At 68.0% G+C, this 13,125-nt stretch carries 7 protein-coding genes; 2 read left to right on the plus strand and 5 right to left on the minus strand.

The features are described 5' to 3' along the window. Positions 1–192: 192 nt before the first annotated feature. Both M1248_RS15080 and mobF read right to left on the minus strand, forming a co-directional pair. Entirely contained in the window at positions 193–3,396 is a 3,204-nt protein-coding gene (locus tag M1248_RS15080) for a large ATP-binding protein (RefSeq protein WP_317148891.1), read from the minus strand. Between the two features lie 177 nt (positions 3,397–3,573). Next, positions 3,574–9,402: a MobF family relaxase gene (mobF, locus tag M1248_RS15085; RefSeq protein ID WP_317148892.1), complete on the minus strand. Its 5,829-nt coding sequence runs from the start codon at positions 9,400–9,402 to the stop codon at positions 3,574–3,576. Positions 9,403–9,655: 253 nt separating this feature from the next. Between mobF and M1248_RS15090 the strand changes: the two genes are divergently transcribed. Next, the gene (locus M1248_RS15090) at positions 9,656–10,117 is read left to right on the plus strand and encodes a hypothetical protein (protein WP_317148893.1); all 462 of its coding nucleotides are present in this window, start codon (positions 9,656–9,658) and stop codon (positions 10,115–10,117) included. Positions 10,118–10,292: 175 nt separating this feature from the next. After that, positions 10,293–10,778 carry a hypothetical protein gene (locus M1248_RS15095; protein ID WP_317148894.1) on the plus strand — a complete coding sequence of 162 codons (486 nt, stop codon included), beginning with the start codon at positions 10,293–10,295 and terminating at the stop codon, positions 10,776–10,778. 254 nt (positions 10,779–11,032) lie between these two features. Here the strand turns inward: M1248_RS15095 and M1248_RS15100 are convergent, their stop codons facing one another. The 3 genes from M1248_RS15100 to M1248_RS15110 all read right to left on the minus strand — a co-directional run bounded on the left by M1248_RS15100 (position 11,033) and on the right by M1248_RS15110 (position 12,863). Next, positions 11,033–11,326: a hypothetical protein gene (locus M1248_RS15100; RefSeq protein ID WP_317148895.1), complete on the minus strand. Its 294-nt coding sequence runs from the start codon at positions 11,324–11,326 to the stop codon at positions 11,033–11,035. A 433-nt stretch (positions 11,327–11,759) separates the two neighbouring features. Further along, positions 11,760–12,212 carry a hypothetical protein gene (locus tag M1248_RS15105; protein ID WP_317148896.1) on the minus strand — a complete coding sequence of 151 codons (453 nt, stop codon included), beginning with the start codon at positions 12,210–12,212 and terminating at the stop codon, positions 11,760–11,762. Positions 12,213–12,308: 96 nt separating this feature from the next. Next, positions 12,309–12,863: a hypothetical protein gene (locus M1248_RS15110; RefSeq protein WP_317148897.1), complete on the minus strand. Its 555-nt coding sequence runs from the start codon at positions 12,861–12,863 to the stop codon at positions 12,309–12,311. Between the last annotated feature and the right edge of the window lie 262 nt (positions 12,864–13,125).

Consider the following 13,125-nt stretch of genomic DNA (forward strand, 5'->3'; position numbering starts at 1 on the left):
ACCGGTACGTCGGTGTCTGGTCTACGTTGAGCCACTTCTCTCGACGCGCGATGGCGGCGAGCGGGGCTGGCTGGTCGCCAGCTTGGCGGGAGACTTGTTCGGCAGGCCGTCCAGGCGCAGGCGTGGGCGTGTCGCGGTGCTTGAGTAGAGAAGATGTGCGCTCGCTTGTGGGTGTCGATGTGATCTGGCGATTCACCAGGAATCCGGCGTCACCCAGCCTTTCGGCTGCGACCTGCACGGCCTGCTGGAGTCGCAATGGCAGATGGGTGAGTAGCTCTTCGAACTCGCCGAAATGGTGGTCGATGACGTGGCCGTCGGCGACTCCCCAGAGCGCGAACGCCCACTCGGCCTTGGAGAGGTTGTCGGGGTGCATGCGTGGAGTCGTTCCCGCCACCAGTTCGGGTCGTTTCTGTTGGCCCGGGTCAGTGCTATGAGTGCGGCGGGGTGGCCCGAAGGGCCGAGGGCGTCGGCGCCGGGGCGCAGTGTGTAACCGTTGCGCAGCGGTGAGGCGGCGCCGATCACCGCGATTTCTGTTACGAGCCAGCAGCGGCCGACGTGTTCGAATAGGGCGGTGGAGGTGTTCGACCACGGGTATGTGGTCCCTTTCTCGCCGCGGCGAAATCGGCGAAGCGCTGCGATGGTGGCGTAGGGCGATCCGAGTTTTTTCAGTTCCTGGATGGCCTGCGATCGAGGTTCGCGGGTTGTCTTGGGCGCTTTGAAGGTTGTCCCGGACGGGTAGAAGGTGGCAGGGCTGAGAGCGACGGCGATCTTGCTCAGTTCGGAGCGCAGCGAAGTCGTTTCCGGGCACTGCCCGTCGAGGACGGCGCGGCGGAGCTGTTGTTCGAGCGCGCTGTTGGGGGCGGGGACTGCACCGGTGTTGAGAATGAGTTGGGCGCGTCGTCTGTCCTGAGCGTGAAGGCCCGGGATGTCAATGGCGTCTCCGGCGGCGACTTCGCAGTGAGCGCCGATCTCGAGCCATGCGATTTCGCTGCTGTCGCCGATGGCTGCTTGTAGGCGGTCGACCCACCAGTCGGCGAACTTTCGCCTCAGTCCGAGCAGGTCGCGAAGGACACGCACCCGGGTGTGATTGTCAGGGTTGCCGGGGTCTGCGGCGATGGCTGTGGTGAGGCGTTGCCATGCGGTGTCGGTGTGGCTGGCGTCGGGCAGGGCTGTGATCTGTTTGTCGTCCAGAGCGGCCAGCAAGACACGACCACTGTGGTCGTCGGTGAGCGCGTCCACGATGGCCGCCGCTTCCATGGGGCGACTGTTGAATACGCCGTCGGTGAGGAGGCTCCACGCCGCGACTCGTACCTGTCTGTTGGGGTTTTCGGCAAGCTCGTAGGCGATCCCGGCGCGAAGCGAGTAGATGTCGGCACCCGAAGCGTTGCCGCCGTAGAAACGGGTTGTGTTGAGCCAGTATGGCCGGCGGAGCAGCTCGCGCAGTACTACGGTGCGATCGAAGTGTGGGTCGCCCTCGCCGGCGTTGAAGTACAGGAACCGGGCGGCGAAGTACTCCCGCAAAGACTGCACATCGAATTCGAAGTAGCCGACTTCTTTGCTGGTGAGCGCCCACAATCGATCTGTGGCTGCCTCGAAGAGTTCGTCGACGGTGTGCTCGGGCTTTCCGTAGGTCCGCTGGAAGTGCTTCATGGCGGCCTCGACCTCGGCCTGGGGCATCCGACCCGTGTGGCCGTCTTCCTCGGCTCGTGATTGCAGGTACCAGCCGAGGAATGGAATGATTTCCATGAGATCTGTTCGGTGCTTTCGGACCGAGTCGGGATGTTTGTTTGCTTCTCGGGCAAGCAACATGGTCATGTAATAGTCGTAGAGCTCTGTGCGCTGACTCGGCGTTGCGTCTCCGTGCTGGCGTAATAGGGACAAGAGAATTGTCAGCTGCATCGGGTTGCCTGCCAGCTCGCCGATATAAGGTTCTCGGGTTTTTTCGTGAAAATTGCGGCGCAAAGTGCGGCTGTGGGTGGCGGTGAGTTTATGCACGCCGCACCACTTGCGCAGGTATTGGTCGCGCAGGGCATCGTCGAGAGGGCTTAAAGAGATAATCTCGAACATTCGCGAATCGGGCTCCGGGAGCCCCGCCGAATTTGGTCGTGATGTAACAATTACTCGCGGTTCGACGGCATAGGAGTTCCCTCGGGCGCAGAACAAGCCAATCTCCCGCACGACGCGCTGACGTGCCGATATGCTGCCCACTTCGTCCAGTCCGTCAAGGACGAGCAGGCTCGGTACCCGTTTGAACATGTCCTGCACGTCTGAGGCGTTGACGGTGCTGCCGCCGCCGTAATGGGAGATCAAGTCAGCGAGGAAGCATTCGACGGTTGCCTGCGCGGCAGGCCGCTTTTTGCCCTTCTGGACTTTCACCGATTCTGAGGTGTCAAAGACGTCGATTCCCCGCATCCATGCGGCGTAGTCGCCGAGGTCGAGACGGAGGGGGAATCGCGGTTCCTCGATCGTCGGAAGACCAGCTGTCGCTGTGTTCTTCGGCATGAATGCGACGCGGAAGGTCTGGCAGATGAATTGCCCGAGCGTGGACTTGCCCTGGCCGGGTGCGCCCCTGACGAGGGTTAGCGGGTAGGGGGATCTGGTCATGATGTATGCGGCGGCGCCGCCGAGCTCGGGATCGCTTAGACCGCCTCCCGCCCGGCGCTCCATAGCGCGCCGCGGCGCTTCGATTCGTTGCGCGGGCACGTCAACGAACAAGTCGGACAGGCGTTCTCGGTCAAGATCTCGGTCGAGATCTGTTACCTGACTAAATTTGATGCACACGTCCTCAGCCCACTGCGCGGCCGCGACTCGCCGCAGCACATCACGAAGGTTCGCGTCGCGTTTGGCCTCCACGTGATCGCTGACGAGATAGCGAATGAGGTCCCAGCCGGCGAGCATGTCGGCATAGGCCCATTTCGTTTCTGTCGGCGCCGAGTCGACCATGGGGTCGAGCGCTTCTCGCCAAAAGGCCCCCATCTCCAGGCCGAAGTCCTTGGTGTGTTGTTTGAGCTTGCGGTTGAGCTTGTCGAAAGTCCCTGACTGCGCCTTTCCGGTGCTCGACACGTTCGTGACGATGACGTATTTGCGTGTGCCCTCGGACGCGAGGCGGCGGATGGTGTCGGCTTCCTGGGTGATCGTCTTATCGAGCCAATCGACGGGATTCTTGTGCGTGCCGTCGGCTGACCACTTGACCTGGTAGACAAGGCGCTTCTGGGGCGCGATCTGAACCCCGTCTCGGCCGCCGTCAGCTTGGCGCAGCGGCAGCGGCACGAAGTCGGAAAATCGCAGCGTCAGCAAGGCGCCGACGAGCTGCTGAAAGTCGTGGTCTCCAAGTCGCTCGTATAGATACTTGTGACGGCTTTCGGGCAACGGCACCTTCCTCACGATCGTTGCCACCAGTTTTCAGTCGCGTTCGCTCGCAACCATTCACCGCAGCTTATGCCCGTCTCAGTCGCGGGACGTCGCCGCAGACCCGAGTGTCTGGATCACGCGAGACCGATGCGAGTCGGTGATAGCCCGCCGCCCGTCGTCGAGCGGGAGCGCTGTCGATCGCCGGTTGGTGGTGGGTGGGTGTCAGAGTTCGAGTCCGGTGTCGCGGTCGTGGTGTTGGTGGGTGTCGTAGTGCAGGTCGGTGTGGGTGTGGGTTTGTTGGTAGCGGGTGTGTATCTGGGTGTGGCGGTCCAGCAGCTCGGTGGTTTCGCGCTGGGCTTGGGACTGGTCGGCGGTCTCGGCGGTGGCGGTCTGGTGGCTGGTGGCGGCCTCGATGGCGGTGGGCCGCTGCTGGATCGGGACCTGGCCGAGGTGTTGGGCCCAGGGCAGGTGTCGGTGCAGGGCGTCGGTGAGGGTGTGGTCGCGTTGGGTGTCGCCGGTCTCGTCGGGTGTGGTGATGAGCAGCAGTTTGGAGTTGGTGATTGCGGCGTTGTCGATGAGCCAGCGCAGCTGTTCGGCGGGTAGGCGATCGGCGTCGTCGACGATGAGCAGGCTGCCGATCGGCGCAGTGCGCCACCGCCCCGATTGCAGGTTGTCGATGCCTGCTGCGGCGGCGGTGGTGGTGTCGGCGTAGCGGTGCGCGCCGGCGTAGCCGGCGGCGGCCTCGGTGGCGGTCAGCGCCAGAATGCGGTGCTGGTGATGGTGGGCGGCCGCGGTGATCGCAGCGAGCACTGCGGGTTTGTCCGCCCCGGCACCCAGGGTCAGCGGTTGGATGGCTTGGGCGCTGTTGGCGATCGCGATGACCGCGCGCGCGGCCTGCTCGTCAAGCGGCGCCAAGGCCTGCTCGGGCACCCGGTACATGCCCGCCGGAGCGCGCACGGTCGCGGCCTCCAACACCTCCACCTCCGACCGCAACACCGACACCTGCGCCGCCAGATCGATGCTGGCGTGTGGTTGATCCTCGCGGGTGCCGGCGAAGGCCCGCGCGGCCGCGGCTTCGGCGCGGGCCAGCTGGCTGGTGAGCTCGCGGGCGTGGGCGCGTGCCTGGGTGAGGGTGTCGATGTCGGCGCGCTGGACTTGGGCGCGGCGGGTGTGGATGTCGCGTTCGGTGACGATGTTCTCTGCGCCGCCGGCGGCCTCGATGAGCGCGGTGCGGGCGGCGTCGAGGCGTTGCCGGGTGGTGCCGATTGCGGCGTCGATGTCGCTGGTGTGCGCGCCGAGCTCGTCGCGGTGGGCGCGGTAGGTGGCGGCCAGCGTGCCATCGCCGGCGCCCTCGGCTGCGCCGATTTGGGCGGCGAGGTGATCGAGTAGTGCGCGATGTATTTCAGCGGTGTGTTCGGCACTGACCCAGTCACCGTGGGCGTGGGCGAGGCTGTGCTGGTGGTGGCGCTGCTGCTGGTGGCGGTCGTGCAAGTCGGCGAGCTCGCTGGCGGCGGCCAGTTCGGCGGGACCGGCGCCGCGCAGGATTGCCTGGGCGAGCGCGGCGGCGTGGGCGTGGGCGGTGTCGCGCTGGGCGCGCAGCGCGGCGATGTCGGCGTCTACGCCGCCCGCCAGTGGTGCGGAGCGGTGTCGGGGCAGGTCGGTGAAGTCCAGGCCGTCGAAGGTGTCTTCGGCGTAGCTGTAGGGGTAGTCGTGGGGGTCGGGTGGGGGTTCGACGTCGTGGAACAGGTCGAGCTGCTCGCCGGGTTCGGCGACCACGGCGGCGTGGTCGGCGGCCTCGGCTGGGTGGGGGATGTCGGTGTCGATGGTGGCGGCGTGGTGGGTGAGCAGTTCGATGCGGTAGGTGAGTAAGCGGGCGTATTCGTCGGGCCGCAGGTGTTCGGCTTCGGCGATGTCGCGCAGGTGCTCGGCGGCCGCGGCGAGCAGGTCGTGCGGCGGCCAGCCGGACGCGGCGACGGCGGCGACCAGTGACGGCCAGGCCGGGTCGGCGATGATGGTTTCGGCGATGGGTGAGCCCAGCAGGCGGTGCAGCTCGGGGGTCCAGGTTGGGCGCAGCCCGGTGTTGGCGGCCGCGAGGGTGGGTGGTTCCAGCGTGCCGGATAGCCTCCACCACAGGGCTGCGGCGGGCAGCTCGTCCGGCAGCGGCCCGTGACGCTCAATCGCCTCGGTGAGCAGGGCGGCGACGTCGGCGCCGGCGCGCGCGGCTTGGTCGAGGTGGGTGGCCAGTTGGGGCCAGTACGGGTCGGTGGTGATGTGGGCGTCGATGCTCTCGGCGAGGCTGCGCCAGCGTTGCGCGCCGGGTTCGCCGACGCGCAACGCGGCGTCGACGCGGGCGTCGATGAGCTGCTGGATGGCCGCCGAGCGGTTGGCGTGTTGTTCGGGGCCGGTGATGCGGGTGTCGGCGGTATCGACGTTGTGGGCGGCGCGGAATACCGCGATCTCGGCCATCAGCTGGGGTTGGTCGGCCAGCAGTGGGCGCGCCCACGGCGGGACGGTGGCGGGTTGCCAGTCACGGGCCGCGGCGCGGATCTGGTTGGCCAGATCGGTGACCAGATCTGATCGCGCGTGCAGGTAGGGGCCCCAGTGCGGGTGGGCGCGCAGGGCGTCGGGGACGGCGGGTAGCCAGCGCAGCGGACCGACTTGTTCGGCGGCTGATCCGGGCGGGGGCGTGAGCCGCCAGTCGAGCAGGGCGGCGACGTCGATGGAATTTCCCAGCGGGGTGGCGGCGGCGCGGTGGAGGGCGTCGATGGGGTCATGTCCGTCGATGGCCAACAGGGCGAGGTTGCGCCGCAGCACCGGCCAGGCGCCGTATTCGGTGATGTTGGCGCGGATCGCGACCGCGGCGGCGTCGATGGTGGCCATGGTGGTTGGGCCGGCGGTGTGTTCGGCGGCTGCGGTGAGCGCGTCGGCGTACATGGCGGCGGCCGGGTGTAGCCGGGTGAACGGGTCGTGTTCGGCGGCTTGGGCGGTGTGGGCGGAGACTTGTGCGCCGTCGCGGCGCAGGATCGCGGAGAGGATGTCGACCGCTGTTGGGGGGTGGGTGGCTTTGGGCGCCAGGATGCGGTGCGGGTCGGCTTCGGCGGTGGAGAAGTAGATGTGGTTTTCGTTTTTCCCGCGAGTGCTTGCCACGTACAGCAGTTGTCGGGTGAGCCGATCGGAGCCGACGATGTGGCAGGTCCCTGCGATGTCGCGGCCGCCGGCGGTGATGCCTTGGGCGGTATCGATGGTGCTGGCGTAGCCCAGGATGGTGTGGGCGGCGAGGTAGTCGGCGGGCAGTCGCACCGTCTTGTTTTTGGCGCGCCCGCGCAGTGGGGAAACGGTGACCGAGCCGTCGCGGTTAACGCTGCGGATGACCCATCGGTGACCGTTTTTCACCCATCCCTTGCTGCCTTTGAGGTGCAGCCAGCGGGCGTTTTTGCGGGTGGCGATCCAGTCGCCGGCTGAGGCGGTCAGCCCGTCGCCGAGGGTGACGGTGGCCGAGGAGGTGGTGGTCTGTGTGGTGAGGCGGTCCAGGCGGGCGCGTTCATTGAGTTCAGCGACCTGTTCGTTGGTGGGGGCCAACAAGATGGAGTCTTTTCCGGCTTCGATGTCGGCGGCCCACGCGGCATACGCCATGTCGGTTGCGGTCTGGTCGGCGCCGACATGCACGCGGCCGTTGTCGATGTAGTAGGCGATGCCGGCCGGGTCGCCTTCGCGCATCGCCAGGCTGGCTGCGCTTTCGGCCGGGTCGGCGAAGCGCACCACCGTGGAAAGGGTGAGTGTTTCGTGGCGGGCGGCGATGTCGCTGATGATGCCGCCGGCCGAGATGGAGGCCAGTTGTTGATCATCGGCGACGAGCCGCACATCGGCGCCGTGGGCCTGCGCGTAGCCGATGACAGCGTCGAGATCGAACGTCGATGCTTTGGCTGCTTCGTCGACGATGAGCAGGGTGCCGCGGCCGATGGTTCTGAACCATTTGCGGGCGGGATCGTCGGGCGCGGGCGGGGGGCCGCTGCGGCGGTGCGCGGGTTCGGCGAGCTGGACGAATTTGGCCATGGTGTCGGTGGTGACGCCGGTGTCTTCGGCGAGAACTTCGGCCGCTGAGGCGGTGGGGGCCAGGCCGATGACGTTGCCGCCGCCGTTGCGCCACGCGGCGGCCAGCGCGCCCATGGCGGTGGTTTTGCCGGTGCCCGCCGGGGCCATTGCCAGCTGCAGCCGGGCCCCGGAGGTGGCCATCGTTTTGACCAATTGTTGTTGGCCGTCGTTGAGTTCGAACCCGTGTTGGGCGTGGGCTTCCAGCAGCGCCAAACCGATGCTGGCGTCGTCGACGACACGGCCGCCACGCTTGGCGGCGGCGGCCAGGATGCGCCGCTCGGCAGCCATCACGTCGGCATTGGTGTAGGTGGTGGTGTCGTGTCCGGTGTACACACTTGCGCCATCGCGGCGGCGCAGCGCCGCGGGCTCGCCCATCTCGGTGTCGGCGTGGGTGGTGATGGCGATGCTGTGCTCGGAAAGCGCGGTGGTGACGATGCGGTTGATGGCCTCGGGGCCGCCGGGGTGATCGAGGTAGCGCAGCAGCCGTTGCGCTTCGGCGCGGATGTGGTTGATCTGCCAGGTGGAGCGGGTTTCGGCGACGTTGGCGATCACGGCGGCGGCCTGTTCGTGCACCCACTTTTTCGTGATCGCCACCCGCTGCCGACCACGGTTGTGGCTGGTGATGTCGGCGATGAGTTTGGACAGTTTTCGTTGACTGCCGAGCACTTCGACCGCTTGGGTGCGCCAGGTGTGGCGCTGTTCGGCCAGTGAGCGTGGTTCGTGTTTGGCCTGCCGGGTTTCCAGGGTGGCCTGCTGGGATAGGGCCAGCATTTCCACGACGCTGGGTTCGCGGCCGTGCTCGGTTTGGAATTGCTTGGCCAGCTGGCCGACGCGGTGCTCGATGGCGGCTCGCCGCGAGGAGAACGCGTCGTTCAATTCGGTGGGGATGCCGACGATTTCACGCACCGGTCGCTTGCCGGGTTTGGTGTCGGCGGCGTCGGCGAATTCCACTTTGGCGCGCTCGATGAGCAGCGCTTCGAGGCGGGTGTTGTAGAGCTCGGAGGCGGCGACGGTGGCCTTGTGCAACGGGGTGCCGTCCAGGGCCAGCCAGCGCGGTATTCCGTCGGCGCCGATGACCTGGACTTTGTTGCTTACCGCGACGTGGGTGTGCAGGTTGGGATCACCTGCCCGGCTGTCGCGGTGGTCGAACGCCGCGGCGATCAACCCGGTGGTGTTGACCTGGGCGATGCCGTCAGCACCCATGCGGGAAAAGGCCGCGTGGTCCTCGATGAAGGCGATCGCTTCGGCGACGGCTTGGTGGTGGCATTCCTCGATCACCCGGGCGATTGAGCGCGGCGCCAGCCCCCACAGCACCGACACGGATTTGACCGGGGTGAACGTCAGGTCATAGCCGGCGACTGCGGTGGTTTGGGCGCGTGATTGGCGGGCTATGAAGCCGGACAGTTCGCGTTCGTCTTGCGTTGGGCGGCCGTAGGTTTCGGCGAACATCTCGTGGGCCACGGCGGTGCGGATGCGGGCGCGGATGTCGTCGGCGACCGGCGCGGTGCGGTCTTCGCCGATGGTGGTGTTGTAGTCGCCGTAGGCGGCGCGCAGGCGCCGCGTCCACTCGTTTTCTTCGCTGTTGACGCGAAACGGGCGGCCCAGCCGCGCGCCCGCGAGCGCTCCGGATTTGGCGACGCCGACGCCGGTGAGGTGGCGGGTGATCTGCTCGGCGTTGGGGTGTAATCCTTCGCCGAAGAGGGCCTTCATCTGGTCTTCGCGGACCTGTGACCCAGGGGGCACCGACCACAGCTGCCCGACCAGCGGATCAGTGGGGTCGCGGCCGATGGGGTGGCCGAGGGCGGGCAGTCCGCGGCCCATCCAGCGACCTGGTGTTTCACCTTTGGAGCTGTAGTAGTCGGCGAGGCTGGGGCGGCCCCGATCGGTGGCGTCGGATGCAGCGACCTGCCGGATCAGGTACATGTACCCGTCGCCGGCGGTCAACTTGTGCAGACCCATCATCGCCACATCACCTGGTGCCGACGTTGTCAGCGGCCTGCCCCTTATGCGACGGCCGTTACCGTTTCGTGACCTGAATGCAAGAGGTGTGATGGAGATTGGAGGCCCGGTAGGGGGTCGGTGCGTGGACGGGCTGGTGCGGCAGGGACGGGCTGGCTGGTGGGCAGCGGTAGCAGGCGGTAGTGGGGTAGCGCGGAAAGTTGTTGGGTTTGGGTGCGGCATAAGGCGATTGGGCGGGCTTAGTGTGTGGGGCATGGCAAGTGGTGCAACGACGAAGGCGGCGCGCCGGGCCGCGCGGGAGGCCGTGGTGGCCGCGCAGGCTGATCTGGCCCGGCGCAACCGCGCGAACATGGATGACCTGGCGGTGTTCCTGTCGGCCCGCCAACGGGCCGATGCGGTTGACGACTGGTTCAAGGAGCGGGTGGCGGGGCTGAAGGTGCAGGCCGACGAACGACGGGCCGGGCAGCTGCGCGAATGCGGCGTGGCGTTGCGGGCGATGAGAGACCGCGGGGAGAGCGTGCGCGAGATCGCCCGGATGGCCGGGATCGGAGAGAAGACGGTGCGCGAGCTGATCCGGTCGGCCGGCGCCGAGGACGCGACGGCTGACGAGGCCGCGCCTGGGGCGGGCGGTCCGGAGGCCAACGGGCACAACGGCGTAGTCAATGCGCCGCATCTGGGCGCCGCGGAGCGGGGCGCGGCTGACACCGCGAACTGAGCCCGGGCCGAGCGGTATGACGGCGACGACATCGCTTCGGTGTCGGTGGGCGCGCGCAGGATGGCACTGCAGCCCGAGGCGGGCGGCGTGGCTTGGATGAGATGTCGTCAGCGAGGGAAAGCGGGCAACAGGTTTGGGGGTTTCGCAACCACTACGGCTGCTGGTGGATTCGGCCGTGCACAGTGAGGAACTGGCGCGGTTCGATTCGTGGGTGGTGCGCGGGCCTGAGGCGGACGACTGCGCGATCTGGATCGGCGCGATCGGCGGCGACGGGTACGGCCGGTTCTGGGTGCGCCGCGGTTGCAGTGAACGCATCATGGTGCGCGCCAACCGGTATGCCCTGGCGGCCGCGCAAGACGGTGAGCCGCTGGCGCCGACGGTGCGGGCACTGCACGGCTGCGATAACCCGGTGTGCGTGCGAGTAAGCCAGGCCGGCGATACGGGTCTGCTGCACGTGATCGGCGGAACGCAGCGCGACAACATGGAGATGATGGGCCGGGCCCGGCGCGGCGGAGGCCGCGCGGTCGTGCGGAGCGGGTCGTGGGGACTGGCGCAGCGCCGCGCACGCGCGGTCGCGCTGCGGGAGGCGGTGCGCGGTGGCTGGGACGCCGAGGCCGTGGCACAAGCGCTGCTGACGCTGCGCGAACCGACGCTGTGGTGAACCCGACGAGACGGCGCGATGGGCGCTGCGCAGGCCCCGGCGGCGGAGCGACGGCGACGCGCACCCACCAGTGACCGGACAACCGTGATTTTGCGACTATCGGTGCGCGGCAACGGGTTCGACCGCGGATGGCTCGGCGAGGCGCGGCCGGGGCGCGGCGGGTGGGCACGGCAGGGCTGTGTCATGACGGTCAGATTCAGGGGCGACCGGGGCCGCGCTGCGTGGGCGGGCCCCGGTCGGTGGCGGCTCCTGGATTAGGCGCCAGCGATCATCGCCAGCGCGTCCTCGCGGTAGAAGCCGGCGTAGCGGCGCTGCTCGTCGGTGGCGTCGGCTGCCAGCAGCACCGTGTTCGCGTACGACAGCGCCGAGCGCGCGTACTGGACACGCCGGTGCGGGTCGTCGTGGGCTCCGACCGCGGTGTGAATGTCAGCGCGGGCCAGCGCGAGAGTCCGTGTGGTGCTGTGGCTCTGGCTGCTGTCGGTCACGGCTTCAGTATTGCTGCTGGGGTCGTGATCGGTGCTCGCCCACGGGTTGATGGGGTAGGTCATGGTGTGCTCCGTTCTGTGATGGGTGGTGCGCCGGTCAGCGCTGGGTGGCGGTCCCACCGCGGGGTGGCGCCGTCAACTGGAACGAGGCGGAAAAGCTGGAAGCGGATTTTCGCCCGCGCGCGCCGGCGCGCCAGCGCCGTTGGCGCGCTTGCATAGGGCGCAAATGCCGCTGGAGCCGCACGGCGTAGCGGGAGCCGAGCCTACGGCGAGGCGGGAGCGGAGACGGGCGAGCCCGCCGATGTGGAGGTTGACGGTGACGGGGTCCCCGCGGTGTACACTCTGCGACCCTGCTGACGGCTAAAAGGTGAGGGGCTACGGAGCCTGAGATGGCCGCCGGCGGCGGCCAATTCGCGCGCAGCGCGCAAACCACGCCGGGCGTGCGACGGCGCGCCGCCGGCCAGCCCCGTGTGTAGGACCGGCCGGCGGATCGATGTCAGCGCCGATGCTGCGCGCGCGGGGCGCTGGTCGGGGTGATCGCCCAGGGCCCATCGGTGTAGCCGGGCAGCAGGTGAATCAGGCGCTGCTGCAGGGCTTGGCAGAACGCGTGCGCTTGGCTGGTGTGCCAGCCGGGATGCTCGCACGCCTGGTGTTCGTAGCAGTGCAGCGCGTTGAGCAGCTCGGGCAGCGACCACCCGGTGTGGCGGGGCCGGCGGTAGGTGTAGCTCGCGGCGCCGCTGTCGTGGTGCTCGTCGTAGAGGTGGTTGACCGATGCGGTGTTCTCCTCGAGCAGGATGCGCCCGACCCCGGTGGCGTTGTCGGGGGTGAGCTCTGCGATGTCGCTGGGATTGCCGAAACCCCAACGCAGCGGGGCTTTCCCGCGGAGGTGGTGTAGGCCAGCCCAGATCAGGACGTTGATGTGTTCGGGGTGAACGACGAATGCGCTCATGGTCGTATGTCTCCGTTTCAGTGGTGAGTGGGTGCGGGTTGAAGTGGCGGCGTGACCGGGCCGGGCGCGGTGGCGAGCCCGGTGCACGTCGGGTTGTTAGACAGCGACCAGGTGGCGGTTGTCCAGCTCGGCCGCGTAGTGGATGGCGGTGTCCACGTCGACCTTGGTGCGGGCCAGCACCAGACCCGTGTGGGCCGTTCCGACGAGCAGCGACCAGGTGGTGTCGCGTGGGGAACGGCCGGGCGCCCAGTCGTGGCTGAGGTAGTAATCGGCGCGCCCGCAGGCGTGGAAGCCGATCTCAGCCTGGCTGGGGTGGCTGGGGAGCTCGGCGGGGTTGCGATATTGGGCCGCGGTGGGGATGACGCGGCGTTCCCAGCGCAGTGGGCCGCTGCGGAATGCGGTGACGTGGCTGGCGATGATGCCGCCGCCGGCGGGTGTGGACGCTTCGGCGGATCCGAGAAGGTGTGCCTCGGCGTCGCGGGCCCACATCTGCACGATGCGTTGATCAGCTCCGGTGCGGTAGCGGGCTATGACGGTGATGTCGGCACCGAAGGTGTGCGCGATCGTGTAGACGCCGCCGTGGTGTAGGTCGATGTCGTCGATGGCCTTGGCCTGCAGCGCGACTGCGAGTCGGTATGTGTTGGTGATCATTTCGCTGTTCTCCGTTCGGGTTGGTGATCGGTGCGCCGGTTAGCGCTGGCTGTGGGCGGACCGGCGGGGTGGCGCTGTCAACCCCGAAGAGCCCGGCGGAAATGCTGGAAGCGGATTTTCGGCCGCGAGCCGGCGCGCAGCGCCTCGGCGAGTTGTTGGGGCTGCAAATGCCGCTGGAGCCGCACGGGCGCAGCAGAGCCGAGCGGCAGCGAGGCGGCGCGGAGAACGGGCGAGCCCGCCGGGCGGGGGTTGACAGTGACGG

Origin of the sequence: Mycobacterium sp. 29Ha (assembly GCF_032883055.1) — a bacterium.
GTDB lineage: Bacteria > Actinomycetota > Actinomycetes > Mycobacteriales > Mycobacteriaceae > Mycobacterium > Mycobacterium gallinarum.